We start from the raw sequence: 21,833 nt of genomic DNA, 5'->3' as shown, positions 1-21,833 counted from the left end.
ACCTTTCAATTAAAAATGGATTAAAATAAACCATGATTGAAGTTTTCTACAGCGGCTACGGGGTTTGCGAAATAGTCGGCCCATTGTCTTCCGGTTTCACCCACATAGATCTCGAAACGGTCCTCTTCAATGCCTTTAAAAATATCTTCCGCAACCACTAACGGTGGTAAGCCATGTTGCTCGCCGCCCATTTCCTTGGTTGCATCGGTGTTAATCAGCGATGGCATCACTTCAAATAACTTAATGTTGGTTTCTTTGGAAAGTGTTAACCTCAGTGCTACGGTATGCGAATGTAGAGCGGCTTTAGTATCTGAATAGGTAGGCAACACGACTAACGGGTGAAAGCTTACGTTAGAAGTGATATTCACAATGGCCGCCTCCGGCTGCTTTTTCAGTAACGGCAGCAATGCTTCCGTAAGGCGAACCGGACCGAAATAATTTGTTTCAAACTCTTGTTTTGATTTTTCGAAAGCTCCCGCACCCTCGCCGAGCTTATATAAATTAGCTACACCTGCGTTGTTGATTAAAACGCTGAGATCGGCATATTTCGACTCCATTCTGTTAACCAGGCTGTTAACCGCAACCGCATCGGTTACATCACAGGCGATGTAATCCAGTCCCAACTCCTTGCCGGCTTTCTCTATTTTTTCCGCATTACGGCCTGAAATGATCACCTTATTGCCTTTTTCACTTAGATATTTTGCGGTTGCATAACCGATGCCTGAACCGCCACCTGTTACCAGGATTGTTTTGTTTGTAATGTTCATGATTTGTTATTGTTATGTTTCGTTTGTTAAAATTAATTGCTCTTCCTATCGCGCTCGATCAGGCAGGAAGAGGTTAAAATATTTTGTGAAGAATATTTTTAAGGTGATGGGATCCTTTCCGGTTACCTGCCTGACCAGATTATTACGCATATCAAAGTTTCCTGCCCGGGTATTCAGATCGGTCATCACCACTGTAGGCGTGAAAGCGGGCTGAACGCCGATCGATATCAGGTCTTCCGCTATCTCCGAGTCGTCAACGGGCACTACATCGATACGTTTTTCAAATACTTCGCTGGCTATCGCCGCGATTTCCTGAACGGTAAGTGACTCCGCGCCGGTGATATCCCAATAAGCTTTTCCCTGTGCCTTGAGTAAAGCTGCAGCTGTTACCTGCGCCACATCTTCACGAGAAACGTAGGCAATGCGGCCCTTTCCCGCTGCGGTGGGCCATTTAGCGGCAGCGATGATCTGCGGAAGAAAACCAAGCAGGTTTTCCGCATACCAGCTAACCCGCAGGCTGGTAAAATCAATACCGCTCGCTTTAAGCGCTTCCTCAGTGGCTACGTGATCTCGAGCAAATGGGATTTTTGTTGCATGCTCTGGCTTTGGCATGGAAGTATAAACAATATGTTTAATACCCGCTGCTTTCGCGGCGTTGATCGCGTTGATATGCTGACGGACACGTGCGCCGGGCGTGTGCAGCTCATCCGTCGAGATCAGCAGCAGGCGTTCAATGCCCTTAAAAGCTGACTGAAGACTTTTGGGCTCGTCAAAGTCCGCTCTTCTGATCTCGATACCTGCATCAGTAAACGCCTGTAACTTCGCGGGACTACGGCTTGCGCCAACAAAATTTGTATAACCAAGCTCCCTTAAGATTTCCAACACACGACGGCCCAGGTGCCCGCTGGCACCTGCAACCAAAATCTTTGGCTGACCATTTTGAATAGGTTCCATTATTACTGATTAAAGGTGAGAAAGTATTTGCCTGGCCGGCCGGGTTGTTTTGCGGCCTGAAAGGCTTCCTTATATTTCTCGATGGGGAAGGTCCCGCCAACAGTTGCGGAAAGCCTGCCTTCATCTACCAAGCCGGTCAAATGTTGGATCAGCCTGTCGATCTGCTCTTTGGGGGTTATCCTGAACCAGTCGATGACCCAAAATCCGTGGTAATGTAACCGGCGATAAAAAAGGTCGAGCGGACGGATAACGGGTGTTTGACCACTTTCACTGGAGTAACCTACAATAGAGCCCCGGCTTTTGAGAAAACCAGCTATTGTGCCAATGGTTGTACCGCCGACTGTATCCAGAACATGATCCAGTTGCTTACCATCCAGCGCTTTTTCTATCTGTGTCCCCAGGTTGTCACCGATGATGACGACTTCGTCTCCACCGATTGACCGGACGAATTCCGCTGATTCGGCTCTCCGGACAATATTTAATGTTTTCCAGCCATTGATCTTCGCCAGCCCGATCACGTATTGCCCAACAGCGGAGTTGGCTGCCGTTTGGCCGATCCAGTCACCTTGGTTTAACTCAGAATAGTCCAGGATCGTCAGAAAAGCGGTTACCGCATTAATAGTGAGCTGCGCAAGTTGCGTGGCGTCGATGCCCTCATCAACTATCACAATGTTCTTCAAGGGGGCCACGAGATAGGTAGCCCACGTTCCTTGCTCGTAGTAAGGTAGAATGATCACCCGTTTACCCTGGTAATCCTTAACATGGCCGGAGCCGACGTCTATAACCCGACCTATGCCTTCTGCACCTAAAGTAGCAGGAAGGGACGGCTTCACGCCGTAAATCCCGCCGACAAGCATAAAGTCGGATATATGGATCGGCGCGGCTTCCATTTCCACTAAAACCTCGTTAGGCCCGAGCGAAGTGATCACACCTTCGTGCAATTCGACTACATCTTCCGGCTGACCGTTACCGATTAGACGTAATTGTTTAATCGGCTGGTTGATAATCTTTTTATCTGTTGCCATAACCTTACAATTCACTTAAAATGGAGGATACAGGTTTGCCAGACACTTTGTCTTTAACAGCTGCGAAAAATTCTTTTGTATAATTAGCTGCCAGGTGCTCGTCCAGCGCTTGTTGAGATTTAAAGACTTCAAAGAACACCAGCGTATTGGGATCGTCATTCTTTACGGTCTGATAAAACATTTCTACACCTTCCTCTTGAAGTGTCGGGATGAGGGCTTTAGCGGAGATCGCTTTCACCTCTTGCAGGAATTCCGGTTTCACCGGGATCTCAGCGAGGACGATCACTTTTGAATTTGACATGTTCTTTGGATTAGATGGTTTTAAAAATTTCCTCTTTGGGTTTGCGCACTTTGGGGATCGCCGCAAATTCATCCTCTTCCGAGCGGTATCCGATCACGAATAATAAAGCAGAGGTTAGGTTTTTTTCTTTCAGACCGAGGATAGCATCTACAGCTGCGTTATCGAAACCTTCCATAGGAGATGCGTCGATTCCGGCTTCAGCAGCAGCACTCACAAAAACGCCGACAGCCAAAAACGCCTGCTTTTCTGCCCAGATGATACGTTGGTTATAATCAAGTTTACTCAAAACCGTATTCACGAATTGTTCACGTGGCTCCAGATTTTTACGCTCTGTTTGTCTTGCCGTCGCTGCTTTATCAATATAGCTGGCTACTGTTTTTTCGTCAATGTTAGTTTCTACTGCTAACACCATCACATGTGCGCCGGTAGTAATTTGTGGCTGCCCGTGTGCCGCTCTGCTGATTTCTTTCAGCTTTGACTTATCCTCGATGAGCAGAAATTTGTAAGGCTGAAGCCCGAACGATGAGGGCGCAAGGCGAACCGTCTCGGTAAGATCTTCGAGCACAGCCGGATCGATCTTTTTTGATGTATTATACTTTTTAGTAGCGTACCGCCATTCAAATGATGTAACTAATGACATAACTTCGATTTTTCGTTTAACTATTATTGTTTAAATTTGCTTGCTACAAGCAAGCAAACAAAGGTATGTCATTTTACTTGCTACGAGCAAGTAAAAATTAACATTTGAATGTCATGAAAGTAGTCGAGCATCGTTCCAACTGTCCTATAGCTTATTCCTTAAATTTTATCTCTGACAGATGGGTATTATTAATTTTACGAGATTTGGTGTTTACCGACAAATCGACTTATGGGGATTTTCTGGCGTCTGAAGAAAAGATAGCCACTAATGTTCTCGCAGACAGGCTTAACTTGCTGGAGGAGCACGGCTTTATTGAGTCGACTGTCTCTGAAGAAAAGAAGAACAAATTTATTTACAGCCTTACCGAGAAAGGTATTGATCTGATCCCTGCTATTGCTGAGCTCATGGTTTGGGGGTCGAAATACAATCCTCCGGGTGCCGTCGATATCGTCAAAGAATTATCAGACGATCGCGAAGGTGCTATCCAACGTTATAAAAACAAAGCAAGAGCCAGAATGAAACAGGCTGCACAAGCTTGATTAGTTTAAAACTTATGGAACATATATTAGATAACCCGGTTTTGTCAGAGCCGACAACCGGCAACTCTTCAATGGGCACTGGTACCGAAGCAGCGAAATATTACTTGCCGGTTGTATCACCTTTCGCTAGGGTACAGGATTACACCCCTGATAATTTCTGAGCCCTATTCGATATTACCCCAGATAGGCCAAAGTTTATTTCCCAAATAGCTTATCGAAGAACGGCATGTGTCTGTTCTTGGCATACTCCAGTAATTTTTCGAACGTCATTACCTCTATATGTAGGTTATTATTCGCCTCCATTTTGTAGAATGTACCAAAAGGGGTTTTCTGCCAACCTTTCCCGATATTATACTGCTCAAGCAACGGCGGCAAAACGTCAATAATTACGAATCCAAATTTGGGAGTTTCCTTTTTGACTATTACCTGTTTCCCTTTATAATTTTTCTTATCAGGGGAATACAAAAAATCCTCAAAATACGGTTCTATCAACTCAGAGAATTGCCAACGATAATTTCCTTTTGCTTTTTGATGAGCTACTTCGCCCGGTCGTTTAAACTCAAAAATCACCATCGAGTTTACTTCCCCATTACTTTTATCTCCAAAGCTAATGGGATTATCAAACATTTGGGGCTGTTCATCCAAGCAGATCAGATCCGGTTCTTTACTGCTTTTTTTCTGTGAATAAGACGTTATCGACTTATCTGAAGCTATGAATTTATAGCTTAGAAATCGTTCATCCAGCAACCACAAATTATGCATTTCATAACCAAGGTCTTCATTAGTAAAACCAAGAGGAAAAATTATATTGTGAATATCTTGTTCAAGCTTATACTTTCCCTCACTATCGGCTTCAAGAAATTTATCAAACAAATCAATGATAGCTTTTCTGCGCATCATGTAGTCTGCTAAACTGTCAACGTCATATGCCGTTTTTTCCTGGATATCTTTTTTAACCTTTTGGACAGTATCCTCACTGATTTGTTTATTGTCTATGAAATCTTGAAGTTTGCTTTCTACTATTTTCCTGGCATGATAGGATATTCTATAAAGATGTTCTTCTTTTTTGTCATCGGTCAAATTAGGAGGAATTGACTTAAGTAAATCGGGGTTGTTTCTTAAGCTCTTGTACCTTGGAGCTTTTTGATCAATGTAATTTTGAATTTCTGTTTGGCTTTTTTGCGATGCTTCCTTGATATGATCCTCATATTCTTCCTCAAGCACATTCACCAATGCTAATTCTATTTGATCAAATGACAGGCTATCTTCATTACTGAACAAACCCTCATCCTCTTGGGGAATGGCGAAACCGTTCCTTGTCTTGTAATTCTTCTTATTCAAGTAATCACTTATAACATAGATCTCCAAAAAATAAGGCTTCCCATCCTGTATAATTGGGTAGCTAAAAACACTGTTGATCTTGCCAATACTTTTTGGCTGTCCAACAACTCTTGAATTTGCGCAATAGAAAATGTAATGATTCTTCCTGTTGTTTTCTTTAGGAACTTTGGTTATGTACGCCATGAACGATTCATTACCAATTTGGAACGTTCTCTCATTCTCTTTTGAAACTTGTTGAAACAGATCGTTGATTACCTCGCCTTCAGAATTGTCAGCGTCAAATATCCTGATCAGAGGCATTTGACCACTTAAATAATAAATTAAACAGTGGTGCATGATCTCTGTGGAAATTTCCTCAATGCTAACAGCTGTCTTATCCTTTATTATTGGGTTGAAGCAATCAATGAGATCGATAGTCGTTTTTGGAATTTGAATATCAGATAATTCATGTTTAACGGGCGTTACTTCATTCTCTGAGTCACAAGTAAATTCACGATATTTCCAATTACCATTTTCTTCATAATTGCTTCTTACATGCAATTCATTAAAGGCAGCTAAAACTGTAAACCGCCCGATTCCTTTACAACCAAAATCTCTGTTTACTTTAGAAAACGGTGTTTCAAATGATTTGAAATTCTTTTCCGTAAAACCAACGCCATTATCAGTAATGGTTATGGACTTTATCGTGTTGACACCGTCAAACTGTAATTGAGATGGCGCGTCCCCTCTTCTTATTTTAATTTGAATTTCCTTATTTGTGACATTTGACTGCATTAAGCTAATTATAGAATTAACAACACATTCAAACAATGGAAGCAAAGCGTCCTTTGGTGTCAAGTCTACGGTTTCAACAATATTCTTTACAGGGACAAACATTACTTTTAATTATTCTATAAATATATAATAAATGAATTTCGGCCGCTAATATTCATTTTTTTAAATCTGTTTACTACTATTTCAAATGTACTATTTTATTGCTAAAAATTTTGGCATTTTCAATGCGGATTATTATTAAAGTTTAACTTAGAACCAAACTCGAACAATTCTCTGAATCAATCTATAGCTCTTACCGGGTTAGTGTTATATGATGTGAATGACAACAAAAGCCGTTTATTGTCTGTTGGAACAAGTTTAAAATTCGACTCAGCAACTACCTATGATCGGCTTCCTGATATTAAAATGCAATTGGGGAGTCTTGTTATTGGGAAAATGGAGAACAACAAGCTTTCCATTATAGATATGCCTCTTAAGGATGTTGATATACCGTATGATAAACCATCCATTTTGCAAGAATCAACCATTACAGAAAAGTCGGTTATTGCGAAACTAAAAGTGTCAATTCCAATATATGGAAGCATTGAATCTTCAATGTCTAATTCTGATCTTCACCAAGTTAAATGGGATATTTCCTATTATCCATTTCAAAGCAATGTCAGTTTCTCGAAACTGATAGGAGAGTTGAATAAGGTTAATAAGGCCGCTTTAGTTAGTAACCTGAAGCTTAATAATAGTAATCTGGACATTTATTTGATTCGCAACTTTGATATCATTGAGAGTGGCGTGTTTTCAGTAACCAGCGGTACAAAAATAAATACCGAAGGAAGTGCTGCATTTGCCTCTGTGTTTACGGCCAGTGCGGCATATGCTTTCAAATCAGAGGATTCTAAATTCATTTCAATCCCCAATAAAGCGTACAATATCAAATACGAAAAGTGGCAAACGGTAGGTGAGCTGATAAAAAAATTAGAAGATCAACTTGCTATCCCTTTAGATGGAACTACCCAGCCTGTCAGATTGACTCCATTGATGGCGAATCAATAATTTAATAATGCTAATATTGATTCACTAATATGAATTTGTATGGGCAAATTTAAACCGTTTTTTGATTAGGGAGGCAATTAGTAAGCCATCTTTCTGTAGCAGAAATTAACATCAGGAAAAAAGGTGAGGCATCTTAACTAGTTATGCAGCCCTTTTTTACTTTAAAATTCAACACGGCTAGTATTGTGTTTTTTAATAATTCTCAACTCCAAAGCTGTTAACAATTTCAGATAGGTTTCAGACTTAACGGTAAACTGGTTTTCGTCCCATCTGTTAACCGTTCCAGGGTCAACCGTTGTAAACCGTTGCCCCCCGGCATTTAGTAAGGGACAAAATTTTTAGTTCATTGAGGATTCGAATCCTTTTTATGGAACTTGTAGATCGTTTAAAAGCTTCAATCGCTCTGCTAAATGGTTCGAATTATGTGCAGTCTGGGTGCAAATGGCCTTAGCATCTCTGCTAGGCCATTTTTAATTTTATACCAATTTTAAATATACGATTGAAGTAAATAGAGGTACATTTTGGTTCGAATCCAGTAAGATCGCAGAGATTGGGTAACCTTTAAGAATGAAAAAAAATAACTTTATAAAAGTATAGCTATCAATTGCTTAGTGTAACATTTTGTCGATTTGACTTGTTCGAGCTCAATTTATGGAAATGGATCAGCGCAGTTTAATTAGCAGACTAATTTTTGTCCGAAGCTGCCCGGCTATCAGATAGTCAATGCCCCATATTGTCCTCCGGGGCTATTGAAGCGCCCTGTCAACCAGTTTTTTTAACTCCAGGTAGCGTTCCTGCCGACCGTCGCTTTTCAGGTAAAAGGTCATCAAGAAGGCTGCATATTTTTTATGCATGTCAACCCAGGGATAACTACCGAACAGGCCCGGACTGCTTACAGTTTGAGTTCCCATTATCCACTCACCATAGCCATATCCGAAATTGGCTGCTTCGGCAGGCGAATATGCTACTTTTACATCTGAAGTAATGCGGTTTGCCTCCATTTGGGTAATACTGGCTTCGCTCAGTATCCTTTTTCCATTAAAGGTGCCCTTGTTTAATATCATCACTAAAAAGTTCAGGTAATCCTGTGGTGTGCTGACCGCACCGCCTGCTGGAAGCGCTACTTTCCTTTTGCCAAAATCGGTGTTCTGCATACTCAATGGCCGGGCTATCCGTTCTGCGAATAAGGTTTCAAAGCTTTTACCGCTTATTTTTTCCAAAACGGCGCCGGCTATCTGCAAACCCGCATTACTGTAGTGAAAAACTTTCCCTGGCTCGCCCTCCATGGGCAATATCGCAATATCCTGAATGGCCTGGTCCATGGAACTGATATTTTTCATCTCCTGCAGGTTTTGTTTTAACGGCGCCGCCTTAATGGCTGTAAGATGCGACAGGCATTGGGCAATAGTGATACGGCCTTTGCCATGCTGCGAAAGCACGGGCAAATATTTGCCAACCGTATCGCTTAGCTTTAGCTTGCCCTCATCCACAAAAGTCATAACCAGGGCAGCGCTCAGCCATTTGCTGCAACTGGCGATGGCCTGCCGCGATGCCATGTTGTAATCATCCAGGTCAGCTGCTTTACCCTGCTTTTTGGCAACCATCCTTTGAACAAACTTTTGCTTCATGCTCATGTCATTTACACTATGGTTATAAATAACCTTACCATCCTTGTATACCAGTAAAATAGCCCTGCCGCCCATTTCATGCGTATGTTCACTTAGCCAGGCATCAATATTTTTAAACCCTTGTTGTGCCCGGGCCTTTCCGTAAGTAACGGAAAGGATGGTTGCCACGATGATTATTTTAATTTTCATGATGATTAATTAATTACCGGCCATTTTTTCTTTCAGCTTCTCTTTCATATCGGCCTCAAAGTCCTGGTATTGCTTATACTGACTGGCCGTGAATACCGTTTTTAGCTCCGCGTCTTTAGCCTTTTGTAAGGTTTTGGCCTGCCTGAAACGCGAGAACCGGCTGTCATCGCTTTTAAAAATGGGTTCAAATTTTTGTGCATACTTCAGGTTGATGACATGTACTTTTGAAACCTGGTCCGAATCGAGGTTCAGTTTGCTTTTCATCATCGAAGTTTGAAACGCAGCCCTTTGTTCGGGCGTTTTGTTTCTGAGGTCGGTAGCTTGTTGTGCGATAGCTGCCTGCGTAAAAAACAGAATGGCTATAGCCATCATCGTACTGCATTTTATCTTTTTCATAGTTTAAATTTTACCATTGAATAATGTGGGATGCCCCGCTGTTTAAAACCAGTGTAGCTTTGTTATCACCGTTAAATGTTAACGTACCATTAAAGTTAAAACTTTTGCCGGATGATGAAGACCCGCTTATGGTCACGGTCCCTGTTCCAGACAAGATTTTAAGGCTGTTTTTGTCGATAGTGATGTCTGTTGATTTAATAATAAGGTTGCTGTTGAATATATACCGACGGCCAATTTTTGATGTTTGACTGCCTGTACGGTTATACGTGGTATTTAATACATAGGCCGGTGAGGTGGAGGCAAGCCCTGCTAATACGAAGCCACCGGTACTTTTATCATCTGACGACATGCGTGGACCATCATATTTACTGCTGCCCGAAAAGTTAAAGGAAAGCTGGCTGGGGACAACTCCTGAACAATTTAACAAGTAGTTCCAGTTTAAAGCATAGCTATATGACGGACTGACCCCACTGACACTCGACCGCATTATCGCCGAGTCTTTTTCGATGCCGCATTGCAGGGTAACGGTTTTGTATAGGGTAACAGAACTGTTTACCTGCAGCGCAAGGCCGCCACTGGCCGGTACAATGGCATTTGTTGCCAGTTCGACAGCATCAGCCTCGGTTATGGTCGCATCGGTTTGGGTTGATGTGTTCTTTTTGCATGATGAGGTAAGGCCTGTCGCTATCATTAAACTAAATAAGATTGATCTGCTTTTTAATGTGTTTTTCATGATTGTAATTTTTATAGTTTGGTTATGTTTAATATTAATGGATTCTAAAAATGGATGAGCTTAACGATAAACAACAACACGTCGTTTTACCACGGGACGGGTCACGACCACCGCGGCCGGCCGTATTACAACTCTTCTTACGGGTGCTACAACTATCGGTCTTACAGGCACTACTACCGGCCTGCGGGTAACTACCACTCGGCGGGCTGGTGTACGGACAACTACTCTTGTTTGCGCACCGGCGTTCAGGATGCCTGCAAAGGACAGGCTTAGGATTAAGATGATCTTTTTCATATTCTTTGTTTTTAATTAACCGATGTAGCTTTGACAATAAGCAATAGGCAGAGTTTTTACTTTGGGGATGACGCTTCCAAATGCGGCGTTGAACTATCTTTGCTTAGGGGTGAACTTGCTGGCTTAAACCAATCTATAAACCCCTGAAATACCAGCTTAAAGGGGTTATGACTTAAAAAGCCCGTTGTTAATCCATAGTTCACCGGCTCTGTTTCGGGCTGATAGGTTTTGAACAACCTGTCCCAGATGATCAGTACGCCACCGAAGTTTTTATCAATATAAATAGGGTTGCTGCCATGGTGCACCCGGTGCGATGATGGGGTATCCATCACCTTTTCAATAATGCCAAGCGTGCCCACAGCTTCGGTATGCATAAAGAACTGGTAAGCCAGGTTAAGCACGTAAGAGATTACAAGAAAATCCGGAGGCATACCCAGTAACGCAGCCGGTATAAAAAACAAAGGGCTTACGATTGCCGAGAACCAGTTGAGCCGGTAAGCCGCAGTAAGGTTCATGTGCATGGCCGAGTGATGAATAAGATGGAAGGCCCACAGGGGTTTCCAGCTATGGGATATACGGTGAAACCAGTAATATATAAAATCGGCGGTGAAGAAGGTCAGTAAAAATATCCAGCCGTTACGCGGCAATTTCAGGGGGCTAAGGCCCGAAAAAAAGCCCAGTATGGCCAGTTGATAACCTGCAAACAGGTATTTGGAAAACTGAAAGCCCGCAAATACAGTTAAATTGGCAACGGTTTCTTTAAGCTCGTAAACCCCGCGTTCTTTTTTCCAGCTCCAGATGATCTCGGCGGTTACCAGTACCAGCAGGAACAATAATATGTAAATTCTGTAAGGACCAATTTGATGTTTCATTTCTTAGTTTTTAATCTCGATATAAAAGTGACTAAGAAAATGGGGGGAAGGCCGGCAAAACCCGGTGAAACTGGAAAAGTTAAGGCTGAACTGTATTAACTGTTCATCCAGCTCTTAAATTCGGGCACCCGCGCCTTGCTGATTAATATCCGCTCGGGTGGTTCTGGCTTAACTTTTATGGAAAGACGGCCGTTGAAATAAAAATCAACTTCAGCTATGGTGTAACGGTTAATAATAAATTGCCTGTTGGCCCTGAAAAATAGATGCGGGTCAAGCTGTTGCTCCAACTGTTCCATGGTATATTCCATAATATACTGCCGGTCGTCGGTTGTATGGCCATAAACGATTTCATTAGCGGTACAAAACCAGGCGATCTTAACCGTTTCAACAGGGACCAGTTTTTCCCGAAAATGTACCAGGAATGTTTTTTTGTATGACCGCGTAAGCTGGTTTATCTGTTCAAGCAGCAGCCCTATCTGTAAGGTGCCGGGAACTTTTTGTCCGGATAAAAAAAGGCTTTTGTATTTTTGCAGGGCCGTTTGTATCTCCTGCTCATCAAACGGTTTGAGTATATAATCTATGCCATTATTTTTAAAGGCCTGTATAGCGTAATCGTTATAGGCAGTTACAAATATGACCGGCCTCGAAATTACTGCCTTTTTAAATATATCAAACGACACACCATCAGCCAGGCGGATATCCATAAACAATAGGTCATACGCATCGGGATTCAGGTTAAACCAATTCACCGCATCGGTAACAGAGCTTAGTGCGGTTATTATAGTTATACCATCATCAGCACAGCGCAATAAATGCGCAAGATTGCGTGCGGTAGCTGCTTCATCCTCTACAATTACAATTCGCAGTGTATTCATGCTTTCAGGGGTAATTTAACAATAAACAGTTCACCGGTATTTATAATTTCAATTTCCTGCTGCATCATTATTTTAAAGCGCTCGTTCAGGTTTGCCAGTCCTATGCCATTGCTGCTCTCCGGATGCGGGATATGCCAAATGTTATTACTGATCACCAAACGCTCCTGTTGTATATCCATAACCACTTTTAATGGTTTCAAGAGGGTAGCTGCGTTATGTTTTACGGCATTTTCAAGCAGGGGCTGTAGGGACAGGTGAGGGAGTTTGTATAACAAATAGGGCTCACATACCTGTATGTCCAGTTGAAAGGCGCCTTCCAGCCGCAGATTGATTAGTTGTGCAAATGAACGCAGCATAGACAGTTCTGCTTCAACAGTCACCAGGTTAGCTTTTGGTTGAGTAATGGCGTATCTAAACACGTTGGATAATTCTCTTATGTATTTTTGGGCCATTTCAGGATCCTCTCTGATCACCCCCGAAAGACTGCTAAGAGAATTGAATAAAAAGTGTGGGTTCATTTGTTCTTTCAGCAATTCCAGTTCGGCAACCATATAGGCGCTCTTTAACTGCTGGTTCTCTAAGTCCTTTTTTTTACTCTCACGCATTAAGAGTATAATTTTAATGATGATGCCTGTTAGGACAGCGCTTAGCACAAAGCGTGCAAAATAACCACTTCCCAATATCCCCGGCGGTCCTTTGTAGCCAAAACAAACACGTTGTATTGCGCTGCCCGCAATGATGCATGTTAACACTATTGCGCTATTGTACAGGATATAGAGACCATGTTTTTTTTGATTGCGATATATAGTAAAGCGGCTTCTGTTATTCAGGTTAAGAAAAAAAAGCAGCCAGCAAAATGCCAGGTTAAATAATACCTGGAAACTCCATTCGCCTAAACTAAAGTGCCAGTAGCGGGCAATTATTCCATTTTCGCGCAAAGCCAATAACCTTGGCGAATTTATCATCAGGGCAATCAGAAGGGAACTATACCAGCAAATACGGTTTTCAGTTCTATCCATGGTATAAAGCTAATTTAATATTTATTCAATAATTAACCGTTGCCGGTGAAGCTGAAATATTGGTGGGTGAATTTTCTTTAATAAGAAAACGTTTTGATTAAATAAAAGGGTAAGCGATTTGTTGATAACCTGGAAAAGTTATCAAGCGGGCATATCATCATGGCTAATAATTCGCCTGTCTGCATGGCAACCATTATGTAAAAGAAAGGTAATTTACCGCATCTGTATTCAACTTAAGGTGAGCTTGTTATTGAATTTGCGCCAGTTAAGTTTCCTGTAAGTGATTCGGTAATTATTTTTAGAACATTATCTTCGTGATGTAAATTTATAATGAAGTCGCTTTCCATAAATCTTGTTTGATGCCTGGAGGTTTTCAGATAATGAAAATAATACAGCATCCGGCATCTTGCCGAATCGGATGAGGCTGAATGGCGGCGATGACATTCAGCAGGGCGATGTGATTGAATGATTCAAAAGTTAACAACAATTGTTAATACGTATGATTGCAAAAGATCTGAGACGTTTGAGCAAGCTTTATGTCAAGTTTCTTGCTCAGCAATTACCTCCGCCTCACACGGAATACATGGCAGAGGCCATGCTTTTTTTGGGGGCAAGTGAACAAAAGGTGACCCAAAAGCTGCTCGCTGAATTTATGGTGGTTGATAAACGCAGCCTCCTAGCAATGCTTGATGACCTGATTAAATTAAATTATGTGGTGATAGAAAAGGATCCGAGTACTTTAAGAGACTATTTATTTAGCCTGACCAGTTTAGGTAAAGATCTCCTGCCAAAAATTGCTGAGGCTGTTAAAACAACGAATGATATGCTACAGGGAAATATGGATAAAGAAAAATATAAATCATTTTTCTTGCTGATGGCGGAAATGGAACAAAACCTTCTTAAACGTACTCCCGTCTATAACTTCAGAAAATTAGAGTAATAGTAATTAGAAGGGAAAACCTGTGGTCAGTCCAATGAACGGACATTTTTGGCATATGTAATGTAATTATATGTTTTGCCTTTATTGTTTTGCTCTCCTTAATGTTTGCTATTTGTCCGGTAGTTGTCAACGCATAACGCAGTATATCGTAATTTTTTGAATCAATTTTAGTAGCTTCGCATGCCAATTACCAATGCCATTGTTGCTTTTCCCAATGGCTTATAAACTTTTTTATGTGTGTTACTTCATGTTCCGAAATTAGCGACTCACAGGATGGCCTGGTTTGATTTTAGCCGTCATTTGGGTCTTTATGCATTAATAGTAATATTGCTGATCTGTATGGTCATCTGGATTATTACCGGGGCTATAAATAGGTCTGATAAAAACTAACTGTATATAGTGGCTGTCTCCATCTGCATTAATTTGAATAACAAGTACTCGAGCAACCGCTGTTATTCCTTTGTCTTCGGTTCAAGCAGCCTTATGCTATCAAATAGCGTTGTAAATTCACCTGCCATTTGACTAAATAACCCCTCGTCAATATAGTATTTAACGGAGCCACGGATGCCCTGGCCTTTTATAACACCAAGGCGTTTTAAATCGGCAAGGTGCTTGTTGATGGTTTCATGATGGAAAGGAATAGCAGATAAATTGTCTCTGGATACTAAATTGCCGCTAGTCAGTAGGTTCGGAAAATCGCAACCCGAACCGGAGATGCAAGAGCTTTTGCAAAATTTGCCAGCCCATTGTCGGTGTGTGTGAATATTAAGTTGAAATAAGGCATAGTTCATAATGCATTGATGTTATAACATGGATAGCCATAACAACGCAGGTGATAGAAATTAACGAAATGGTACGGGGGCTGGCCGCTCAGATTTTCCAGGTATGGATAATAGAAAGGATATTGGCTGTGTAAAAGATCTTATGGCCCCAGGATCTGCCTGATCTTCATTTTGTATCGCGGGAATATATGTGCAAAATTCCCGGGCACGAATAAGCCTGCATGGACTGCCTAAGGCTACCAGGCTTTTTCCAAAAATGACGCGCGGACGGGATAAAAAAAGAGCGGGTACCGAATTACCTTTCCTGGTACTTGAAATAACAGGGACGTTTTGTTTTCCTGATTTACCGTGAAGCGTTAAATAATTCCCCGTTTGGGCATTTCCGACAATTTTGGGACATCTGGTAACATGCAAGCACAAAAAAAGTTCCCTATAGCTACCAATAAACCCAATATTCTTTTCCCTAATGTTGCTGTCATCATGACCGGTTTTAAATTTCAAATCCGTGCGTTTAATGTTAATATTATGTTGTTTAATGATTAAAATAATATGAATTAATTCGCTTTTAATTTGTAACTTGTATATATAAACCAAAGTCCTTTTTTAGTTTATTTAATAATAATGTGTATATACCGGTGAGGAGATATGTTAAAATACTATTCACTTGTTTGTTGCTTTCAGGTACAGCTAATATGTATGCGCAGAGCAACAGGAGGCTTTGTTTTGCTTTTTACGATGGTACATTTAATGCCGATGCAGATACTTTGATTATAGCTACAGCCGCACCGGGGCTATCCGAAAAAAACATAAAAAACTTTTATATTAATATTGATGCGGCTAATTATAAGCCTTTAATCCAGGCACTGTTAAGTTATAAGCAGGAGCATCAACTTGACGACTGGCTCTATTATCAGCTTGTGCGTAAAACTGCGCAGCAAATAAGTCCTAAAGAAAAAAACTACAGTAACTACACTTTATATAAATGGTTCCTGATGGTTAAATCAGGCTATGATGCAAGATTGGCACTGGCCGGGAAAAAGATTATTTTTTATGTGTATAACAACGAGGATATATCAGATATCCCTTCGTATACGGTTGATCATAAAAAGTATATGTGCCTGAACATTCATGATTATCCGGGCACCGATCTCACTACCCAGCCCGCTGTCCCTGTTGATATTGATGTGCCCGGCGCCATCAACCCATTTTCATACAAGGTTACCCGGATGCCGGATTTTACACCTGCAGACTATGTTGAAAAAGACCTGCAGTTTACTTACCGGCATAAGGCATACTATTTCAGGATTAAGCTGAACCCGCTTGTTGATTCTATTTTCAGGAACTACCCTGTTGTGGATTTTGAAACCTATTTCAACATCCCTTTAAGTAAAGAAACTTATGGATCACTGATTCCCCTGCTTAAACAGAACGTAAGCGGGATGAATACTGCCAAAGGCGTTGATTACCTGATGCATTTCACCAGGTATGCTTTTTTGTATGAAAATGATGAAATGAATTTTGGCCGCGAAAAACGGTTAAGTCCCGAAGAAACCCTCTTTGCCCAATACAGCGATTGTGATGACCGCGCCGCCTTGTTTTTTTACCTGGTAAAAGAGATCTACAATTTGCCGATGATAGCGGTTTTATATCCTACCCATATAACGATGGCGGTGCAGTTTGATAAACCTGTAGGCGTACCCTTGCTTTACAAAGGAAAAACTTATTCATTTTGCGAACCTACCCCGCAATTGCAGGACCTCCGGATAGGGCAGGTATCTGCTTCGCTTAAGCAGATACCTTATAAGGTTGTGTATGAATATAACCCATAAAATAAACCTGGCGGTAAATAGATCAGATCTGCTGCTCGGCATTGTTAATAGCACTTAGCATATTTTCAAACTCGATCGTGTACCTGTTCCAGGTTGGCCGGTTGACGTCGTATAGGGATTTCTTACCATCTATGGCAACCGTAATCAGCCTGGCATCCATCAATTCTTTTAAATGATGAGATACTGTTGGTTGTGCCAACGGCAATATTTCAACTATTTCGCCGCAGGTAAAATGCTTGTGTTGGGCCAAAATGCGCATAATAGCAATCCTTGCTGGGTGCGACAGCGCCTTTGCTACCAAGGATATATCCTGATCTATTGCTGCAAACTCAGTCTTTTTATGATTAGCCATGTTTAAATATGAGTTACAAATATATAATTCATATTTAAACATAAGCAACTCTTAGCCGGAGCCTTCATCCAATCTTCATGAGTCGAATAAAATCGAATCTTGCCAGTTTGATTTAATATCTAAGATATTCGGATTTGATAATTTTGGCTTAACATGAATTTAATTTAACGGGGGTACTTTTGCCCCGTCATTAAAAATTTATGAACAGAATCAAAACGTTACTCCTGATAACCTTATCAATATTTCTTATGAACTCCGGCGCTTTTGCTCAGGGCAACGGGAAAATTGTCGGTAAAATCATTGATCAAAAAACAAGCGAAACACTGATTGGCGCTACCGTTGGTATTGAAGGTTCTCAAAGAGGGGCCGCTACTAATGTAGACGGAAGTTATGTATTAGCCGATGTAAAACCTGGAAGGTATACGCTAATCATTAAATATATCGGCTATCAAAGTAAATCGATATCAGATGTAGAGGTAAAGGCAGGGGCTGCTACTTCTCTTGACGTTTCTTTGAGTACAGCTACTTCAACTGCACTTAAAGAGGTGGTTGTAAAAGCTACTTACCGCCAGGCCTCGGTTGCCGCATTATATGCGGTTCAAAAAAATAGCGCGTCTATATCTGATGGTATCTCATCAGAGCTGATCAAAAGATCGCCTGATCGCAGTACAAGCGATGTTTTGAAAAGAGTAAGCGGTACTACAATACAAGATAATAAATTTGTTGTGGTAAGAGGTCTGAGCGATCGGTATAATACAGCCTCCTTAGATGGATCACCGTTGCCGAGTACCGAACCTAACCGTAAAGCTTTTTCATTTGATATTGTACCGGCAAACCTTATTGAAAACATTATCATTAGCAAAACAGCTACGCCGGATATCCAGGGCGATTTTGCCGGTGGTAACGTGCAGATTATCACTAAAGATATCCCTGATCAAAATTTTGTAAGCTTTGGTATAGGTTACGGTTACAACACCCAAAGCACATTTAAAGATTTTCAAAGCGGTTTCCGTGCTACCAGCGATTACTTTGGTTTTGACGACGGAACCCGTAAGTTGGTGAGCAATTTTCCCACAACAAATCAAATTGTTAACAAACAGTTAAGTACTACGCAAACAATCCAATCAATCAGGAGCCTAAATAATGATTTTAATATTTATAAAAGCACTGCTTTACCAAGTCAAAACTACCAGCTTACAATAGGTAATGTAAAAGAGCTTGGCGCCAATAAAAACAGGCTGGGTACCACTGTGGCTTTAACTTATCGTAACTCGCAAACTATAGTGCCCGATTTGATACAACAGTTTGATAATTACAATTATCATAATGCGCAGTATAAATTTTCGACCAATGTTGGTGCACTCGCAAACTTTGCATACAGTTTTGGCAAGAACAAGATTACTTTAAAAAATCTTTACAATCGTGTTTTCGATGATCAATTTACTTACCGTACTGGGTCAAACTCCAGTAACGGAAGTTATGATAGCCGTTTTTATGCTAATGACCTGCTCGAAAAATCGTTATTTAAAACTACTCTTGAAGGCGAACATGCACTTGGTCCCAAAAGTTCAAAGTTGAAATGGAACCTGGGTTACAGCAATATTATCAACGATCAGCCCGATCAGCGTAAAACCAATTACAGGCAAAGTTCTGCAGGAGAGCCATTTTATGCCCAGGTTACCAACCTAAGCAAAGAAAACGCCCGCGTTTTCTCTCATTTAAGCGAAAATATCTATTCGGGCAAAATTGATTTTAACCTGCCCGTTAACTTATTTAAACAAAGTACGCTCAAGCTAGGTGTTAATTCACAATATCGCGACAGGAAATTTGATGCAAGGTTCATTGGTCTTGTTATCAATACCAACAGCCCCGATTACGATATCAATACCATATTGCAAAGGCCAATACAAACTATTTTTGGGCCAAATCTTGTTAATACTGGTCTTTATTCCCTTGATGAAATTTCAAATCCGACCGACAGGTATAATGCCCATAGCTTAACCAACGCCGGCTATGCCATGTTGGATAGTAAGGTCAGCGAAAAAATCAGGATAGTGTACGGTTTAAGGGTTGAGAAATTTAATTTGAAACTGCGTACAGAAGAGGTTGCTGTACATCAGCCCCGCGCGGAATTAGATAATACCGACTTTTTACCATCAGTAAACTTCACTTATAGCTTAACACAAAAAGCAAATTTCAGGGCTTCATATTACCGGACAGTTGCCCGCCCTGAATTTAGGGAACTTGCACCTTTTGCTTATTACGATTACGAGTTACTGGCAACCTTACAGGGTGAGCCTGACTTAAAACGTACGCTGATTGACAATGCCGATTTAAGGTATGAATTTTATCCTTCGGCCGGGCAGATCTTATCATTCTCAGTTTTCTATAAAAAATTCCAGAATGCTATAGAGCCTAAGATAGAAGATCAGAACTCTTCAACCACCATCAGTTACTTCAACTCAAAATCGGCGTACGTATATGGCTTTGAAATGGAAGCTCGCAAAACACTCGATTTTATAAATGGCGGTTCTTTTTTTAAAGCAACTACCGCATACGCTAACCTTTCCATCAACAAATCAAAAGTAACAAACCCCAATGATGGTGTAGTGAGGCTTGAAAAAGACCGCCCGCTGGTAGGGCAGTCACCATATGTGATAAACGCAGGGCTGCAGCATACCGAGCTTGACAACAAACTATCAGTGAATGTATTGTTCAATAGACTTGGCAAAAGGATTTTTTATGCCGGTGGCGAAAGGTTTTCAAGCGTATATGAGCAACCGAGAAATGTGCTTGACTTCCAGATTGGTTACAAAGTATTGAAAAGTAAAGGTGAGATCAAGCTAAGCGCTACAGATGTCCTTAATCAGAAATATAATTTCATATATGAGCTTGACGGCAAGCCTTATATCCCGTCAGGGTCGGGTTACATATTCAGGAGTTACTTCCCGGGTTCAAGCTATGCGCTTTCATTCAACTATGCCTTTTAACAACTAATACAACAAACTTAAAACAACTGATTCAAATCGAAAAAAAAAAGCAAAATTATGAAAAAACAAGGATTATTATTAGCGTTTATCGTGGCCCTTTTTACCGCTGCATGCAGCAAGAAGGAAGCTATTATTGACACTAATCCGCCAAAAGATACCACCGCAGTAAGTAACGTTGTTACCGTAACTGGTGATATTGCCACTAATACTACCTGGAAAGCTGATAAAATTTATTTATTAAAAGGCTTTGTTTATGTTACCAATGGAGCCACTCTTACTATTGAGCCCGGAACATTGATTAAAGGCGAAAAATCAAGCAAGGCTACATTAACGGTAACCCGCGGCGCTAAAATCATGGCGGTTGGTACAGCCGACAAGCCTATTGTATTTACATCGCAGTTTGATGCAGGGGCACGTGCAAACGGCGATTGGGGTGGTATAATCCTTTTAGGTAAAGCTCCGGTTAATCAGGGTGATAATGTTGGTATCGAAGGCGGCCTGGACGCTAAGGGAGATGCAGCGAAATATATCCAATATGGCGGCACAGATGCCAATGATAACTCCGGTACCTTGAAGTATGTACGTATTGAGTATGCAGGTATTCCCTTTTCACCTGATAATGAAATTAACGGCTTAACATTTGGCGGTGTAGGTAAAGGTACTACTATAGACTATGTTGAAGTTTACCGTTCAGGCGACGATGCTTTTGAGTGGTTTGGCGGTACAGTACAATGTAAACACCTCATTGCTATGGGCAGCCTTGATGACGACTTTGATACTGATTTTGGTTTCGCTGGTAAAGTACAGTTTGGCTTAAGTCAGCGGTTTAAAACTATTGCCGATATTTCTGGTTCAAATAGTTTTGAAAGCGATAATGATGGTTCTGGCTCAGATAAAACACCGCAAACTTCGGTTGTTTTTTCAAACATGACATTGTTAGGCCCAATCACAAAAGATGGCGAATCTAACGTTAATGCTAACTATCAGCATGCAGCTCAAATTCGCCGTAATTCAGCTTTAAGCTGCTTTAACTCAATCTTCTCAGGTTTTGTTGAAGGTGTCTATATTGACGACTCAAAGGTTACCACTGCTAACTCTACCACAACAAACTTTACAGCTGGTCGCTTGGTGTTTAAAAACAACATCATTTTAGGTAGCAATTCAAAAGGTAATGAAATTAAATCGTTTACCGCAGCTAATAAATTGTTGATTGAGGCTAAACTTAGGGCTGATAACGTATTTGACGCTACTAAATATGCAGATTTAGTTATTAACTCGCCGTTCAAATTCTCATCTGATTTTGCAAATGCAGGTACTCCAGACTTTACTGTAAAGACCGGTTCAATTGCTGCAGCAGGTGCTTTGTTTACAGATGCAAAATTAACCGATGCTTTCTTTGAGAAAGTTGACTACAAAGGTGCTTTCGGTTCAACCGACTGGACTGCAGGCTGGGCTAACTTTGATCCTCAAACAATGCCTTATACAACACCAGGCGCTGTTAAAAAATAATTAAACATCGCGCCATAAAAAGGTCTCCCGGTAAGCT

The 21,833-nt window shown here is 41.1% G+C and carries 23 protein-coding genes; 8 read left to right on the top strand and 15 right to left on the bottom strand.

Annotation, left to right across the window (positions count from 1 at the left end; all coding sequences use genetic code 11):
• Positions 1-20: 20 nt before the first annotated feature.
• The 5 genes from DIU38_RS24565 to DIU38_RS24545 are packed head-to-tail and all read right to left on the bottom strand — an operon-like array spanning position 21 to position 3,687.
• Positions 21-767 (bottom strand): SDR family oxidoreductase, encoded by a 747-nt coding sequence (locus DIU38_RS24565; protein WP_112653457.1) that lies wholly within the window; start codon positions 765-767, stop codon positions 21-23.
• Positions 768-812: 45 nt separating this feature from the next.
• Positions 813-1,721, bottom strand: coding sequence for an SDR family oxidoreductase (locus tag DIU38_RS24560; RefSeq protein ID WP_112653456.1), 909 nt, complete (start codon positions 1,719-1,721; stop codon positions 813-815).
• Between the two features lie 2 nt (positions 1,722-1,723).
• Positions 1,724-2,746 (bottom strand): zinc-dependent alcohol dehydrogenase family protein, encoded by a 1,023-nt coding sequence (locus DIU38_RS24555; protein ID WP_112653455.1) that lies wholly within the window; start codon positions 2,744-2,746, stop codon positions 1,724-1,726.
• 4 nt (positions 2,747-2,750) lie between these two features.
• Positions 2,751-3,047 carry a putative quinol monooxygenase gene (locus DIU38_RS24550; RefSeq protein WP_167516272.1) on the bottom strand — a complete coding sequence of 99 codons (297 nt, stop codon included), beginning with the start codon at positions 3,045-3,047 and terminating at the stop codon, positions 2,751-2,753.
• A gap of 10 nt (positions 3,048-3,057) precedes the next feature.
• On the bottom strand, positions 3,058-3,687 hold the full coding sequence (locus DIU38_RS24545; RefSeq protein ID WP_112653453.1) for a nitroreductase family protein: 630 nt from the start codon (positions 3,685-3,687) through the stop codon (positions 3,058-3,060).
• A gap of 113 nt (positions 3,688-3,800) precedes the next feature.
• Here DIU38_RS24545 and DIU38_RS24540 point away from each other — a divergent pair, with 113 nt between their 5' ends.
• Positions 3,801-4,226 (top strand): winged helix-turn-helix transcriptional regulator, encoded by a 426-nt coding sequence (locus DIU38_RS24540; RefSeq protein WP_112653452.1) that lies wholly within the window; start codon positions 3,801-3,803, stop codon positions 4,224-4,226.
• Positions 4,227-4,240: 14 nt separating this feature from the next.
• Positions 4,241-4,387: a hypothetical protein gene (locus tag DIU38_RS33220; RefSeq protein ID WP_167516271.1), complete on the top strand. Its 147-nt coding sequence runs from the start codon at positions 4,241-4,243 to the stop codon at positions 4,385-4,387.
• Positions 4,388-4,421: 34 nt separating this feature from the next.
• On the opposite strand, the gene DIU38_RS24535 is transcribed toward DIU38_RS33220, so the two are convergent.
• Positions 4,422-6,443, bottom strand: a complete 2,022-nt coding sequence (locus DIU38_RS24535; RefSeq protein ID WP_112653451.1) for a hypothetical protein — start codon at positions 6,441-6,443, stop codon at positions 4,422-4,424.
• A 213-nt stretch (positions 6,444-6,656) separates the two neighbouring features.
• On the opposite strand from DIU38_RS24535, the gene DIU38_RS24530 reads away from it, so the two are divergent.
• Positions 6,657-7,388, top strand: coding sequence for a hypothetical protein (locus DIU38_RS24530; protein WP_146750391.1), 732 nt, complete (start codon positions 6,657-6,659; stop codon positions 7,386-7,388).
• A 746-nt stretch (positions 7,389-8,134) separates the two neighbouring features.
• Here the strand turns inward: DIU38_RS24530 and DIU38_RS24525 are convergent.
• The 7 genes from DIU38_RS24525 to DIU38_RS24495 form a co-directional block, all read right to left on the bottom strand.
• Positions 8,135-9,205, bottom strand: coding sequence for a serine hydrolase domain-containing protein (locus DIU38_RS24525; RefSeq protein WP_112653449.1), 1,071 nt, complete (start codon positions 9,203-9,205; stop codon positions 8,135-8,137).
• A gap of 9 nt (positions 9,206-9,214) precedes the next feature.
• The gene (locus tag DIU38_RS24520) at positions 9,215-9,601 is read right to left on the bottom strand and encodes a hypothetical protein (RefSeq protein WP_112653448.1); all 387 of its coding nucleotides are present in this window, start codon (positions 9,599-9,601) and stop codon (positions 9,215-9,217) included.
• Between the two features lie 10 nt (positions 9,602-9,611).
• Positions 9,612-10,334, bottom strand: a complete 723-nt coding sequence (locus DIU38_RS24515; RefSeq protein ID WP_112653447.1) for a hypothetical protein — start codon at positions 10,332-10,334, stop codon at positions 9,612-9,614.
• Positions 10,335-10,394: 60 nt separating this feature from the next.
• Positions 10,395-10,628 (bottom strand): hypothetical protein, encoded by a 234-nt coding sequence (locus tag DIU38_RS24510; protein WP_146750392.1) that lies wholly within the window; start codon positions 10,626-10,628, stop codon positions 10,395-10,397.
• A gap of 56 nt (positions 10,629-10,684) precedes the next feature.
• Complete coding sequence (locus tag DIU38_RS24505; RefSeq protein ID WP_112653446.1) at positions 10,685-11,500, bottom strand: sterol desaturase family protein; 816 nt, start codon at positions 11,498-11,500, stop codon at positions 10,685-10,687.
• A gap of 95 nt (positions 11,501-11,595) precedes the next feature.
• On the bottom strand, positions 11,596-12,375 hold the full coding sequence (locus tag DIU38_RS24500; protein ID WP_112653445.1) for a LytR/AlgR family response regulator transcription factor: 780 nt from the start codon (positions 12,373-12,375) through the stop codon (positions 11,596-11,598).
• Positions 12,372-13,394, bottom strand: coding sequence for a sensor histidine kinase (locus tag DIU38_RS24495; RefSeq protein WP_112653444.1), 1,023 nt, complete (start codon positions 13,392-13,394; stop codon positions 12,372-12,374). The genes DIU38_RS24500 and DIU38_RS24495 overlap by 4 nt, the downstream gene beginning before the upstream one ends.
• A 499-nt stretch (positions 13,395-13,893) precedes the next feature.
• Between DIU38_RS24495 and DIU38_RS24490 the strand changes: the two genes are divergently transcribed.
• Positions 13,894-14,334 (top strand): MarR family winged helix-turn-helix transcriptional regulator, encoded by a 441-nt coding sequence (locus tag DIU38_RS24490; RefSeq protein ID WP_112653443.1) that lies wholly within the window; start codon positions 13,894-13,896, stop codon positions 14,332-14,334.
• A gap of 452 nt (positions 14,335-14,786) precedes the next feature.
• Here the strand turns inward: DIU38_RS24490 and DIU38_RS24485 are convergent, their stop codons facing one another.
• Positions 14,787-15,125: a hypothetical protein gene (locus DIU38_RS24485; RefSeq protein WP_112653442.1), complete on the bottom strand. Its 339-nt coding sequence runs from the start codon at positions 15,123-15,125 to the stop codon at positions 14,787-14,789.
• A gap of 399 nt (positions 15,126-15,524) precedes the next feature.
• Between DIU38_RS24485 and DIU38_RS34520 the strand changes: the two genes are divergently transcribed.
• Both DIU38_RS34520 and DIU38_RS24480 read left to right on the top strand, forming a co-directional pair.
• Entirely contained in the window at positions 15,525-15,659 is a 135-nt protein-coding gene (locus DIU38_RS34520) for a hypothetical protein (protein ID WP_262714340.1), read from the top strand.
• A gap of 149 nt (positions 15,660-15,808) precedes the next feature.
• Positions 15,809-16,945 carry a hypothetical protein gene (locus DIU38_RS24480; protein ID WP_112653441.1) on the top strand — a complete coding sequence of 379 codons (1,137 nt, stop codon included), beginning with the start codon at positions 15,809-15,811 and terminating at the stop codon, positions 16,943-16,945.
• A gap of 22 nt (positions 16,946-16,967) precedes the next feature.
• Here DIU38_RS24480 and DIU38_RS24475 read toward each other — a convergent pair whose 3' ends face one another.
• Complete coding sequence (locus DIU38_RS24475) at positions 16,968-17,297, bottom strand: ArsR/SmtB family transcription factor (RefSeq protein ID WP_112653440.1); 330 nt, start codon at positions 17,295-17,297, stop codon at positions 16,968-16,970.
• Between the two features lie 200 nt (positions 17,298-17,497).
• On the opposite strand from DIU38_RS24475, the gene DIU38_RS24470 reads away from it, so the two are divergent.
• Complete coding sequence (locus DIU38_RS24470) at positions 17,498-20,287, top strand: TonB-dependent receptor (RefSeq protein ID WP_112653439.1); 2,790 nt, start codon at positions 17,498-17,500, stop codon at positions 20,285-20,287.
• 57 nt (positions 20,288-20,344) lie between these two features.
• Complete coding sequence (locus DIU38_RS24465; RefSeq protein WP_112653438.1) at positions 20,345-21,796, top strand: hypothetical protein; 1,452 nt, start codon at positions 20,345-20,347, stop codon at positions 21,794-21,796.
• Positions 21,797-21,833 lie beyond the last annotated feature (37 nt).

The organism is Mucilaginibacter metallidurans (genome assembly GCF_003286435.2).
GTDB classification, from domain to species: domain Bacteria; phylum Bacteroidota; class Bacteroidia; order Sphingobacteriales; family Sphingobacteriaceae; genus Mucilaginibacter; species Mucilaginibacter gossypii.
This window is presented reverse-complemented; position numbering and strand designations above follow the sequence as displayed.

What these genes read in the sequence shown, in the direction of transcription:
- DIU38_RS24565 (WP_112653457.1), bottom strand. Translation starts at nt 767, where the DNA reads ATGAACATTACAAACAAAACAATCCTGGTAACAGGTGGCGGTTCAGGC.
- DIU38_RS24560 (WP_112653456.1), bottom strand. Translation starts at nt 1,721, where the DNA reads ATGGAACCTATTCAAAATGGTCAGCCAAAGATTTTGGTTGCAGGTGCC.
- DIU38_RS24555 (WP_112653455.1), bottom strand. Translation starts at nt 2,746, where the DNA reads ATGGCAACAGATAAAAAGATTATCAACCAGCCGATTAAACAATTACGT.
- DIU38_RS24550 (WP_167516272.1), bottom strand. Translation starts at nt 3,047, where the DNA reads ATGTCAAATTCAAAAGTGATCGTCCTCGCTGAGATCCCGGTGAAACCG.
- DIU38_RS24545 (WP_112653453.1), bottom strand. Translation starts at nt 3,687, where the DNA reads ATGTCATTAGTTACATCATTTGAATGGCGGTACGCTACTAAAAAGTAT.
- DIU38_RS24540 (WP_112653452.1), top strand. Translation starts at nt 3,801, where the DNA reads ATGAAAGTAGTCGAGCATCGTTCCAACTGTCCTATAGCTTATTCCTTA.
- DIU38_RS33220 (WP_167516271.1), top strand. Translation starts at nt 4,241, where the DNA reads ATGGAACATATATTAGATAACCCGGTTTTGTCAGAGCCGACAACCGGC.
- DIU38_RS24535 (WP_112653451.1), bottom strand. Translation starts at nt 6,443, where the DNA reads ATGTTTGTCCCTGTAAAGAATATTGTTGAAACCGTAGACTTGACACCA.
- DIU38_RS24525 (WP_112653449.1), bottom strand. Translation starts at nt 9,205, where the DNA reads ATGAAAATTAAAATAATCATCGTGGCAACCATCCTTTCCGTTACTTAC.
- DIU38_RS24520 (WP_112653448.1), bottom strand. Translation starts at nt 9,601, where the DNA reads ATGAAAAAGATAAAATGCAGTACGATGATGGCTATAGCCATTCTGTTT.
- DIU38_RS24515 (WP_112653447.1), bottom strand. Translation starts at nt 10,334, where the DNA reads ATGAAAAACACATTAAAAAGCAGATCAATCTTATTTAGTTTAATGATA.
- DIU38_RS24510 (WP_146750392.1), bottom strand. Translation starts at nt 10,628, where the DNA reads ATGAAAAAGATCATCTTAATCCTAAGCCTGTCCTTTGCAGGCATCCTG.
- DIU38_RS24505 (WP_112653446.1), bottom strand. Translation starts at nt 11,500, where the DNA reads ATGAAACATCAAATTGGTCCTTACAGAATTTACATATTATTGTTCCTG.
- DIU38_RS24500 (WP_112653445.1), bottom strand. Translation starts at nt 12,375, where the DNA reads ATGAATACACTGCGAATTGTAATTGTAGAGGATGAAGCAGCTACCGCA.
- DIU38_RS24495 (WP_112653444.1), bottom strand. Translation starts at nt 13,394, where the DNA reads ATGGATAGAACTGAAAACCGTATTTGCTGGTATAGTTCCCTTCTGATT.
- DIU38_RS24490 (WP_112653443.1), top strand. Translation starts at nt 13,894, where the DNA reads ATGATTGCAAAAGATCTGAGACGTTTGAGCAAGCTTTATGTCAAGTTT.
- DIU38_RS24485 (WP_112653442.1), bottom strand. Translation starts at nt 15,125, where the DNA reads ATGAACTATGCCTTATTTCAACTTAATATTCACACACACCGACAATGG.
- DIU38_RS34520 (WP_262714340.1), top strand. Translation starts at nt 15,525, where the DNA reads ATGCAAGCACAAAAAAAGTTCCCTATAGCTACCAATAAACCCAATATT.
- DIU38_RS24480 (WP_112653441.1), top strand. Translation starts at nt 15,809, where the DNA reads ATGTATGCGCAGAGCAACAGGAGGCTTTGTTTTGCTTTTTACGATGGT.
- DIU38_RS24475 (WP_112653440.1), bottom strand. Translation starts at nt 17,297, where the DNA reads ATGGCTAATCATAAAAAGACTGAGTTTGCAGCAATAGATCAGGATATA.
- DIU38_RS24470 (WP_112653439.1), top strand. Translation starts at nt 17,498, where the DNA reads ATGAACAGAATCAAAACGTTACTCCTGATAACCTTATCAATATTTCTT.
- DIU38_RS24465 (WP_112653438.1), top strand. Translation starts at nt 20,345, where the DNA reads ATGAAAAAACAAGGATTATTATTAGCGTTTATCGTGGCCCTTTTTACC.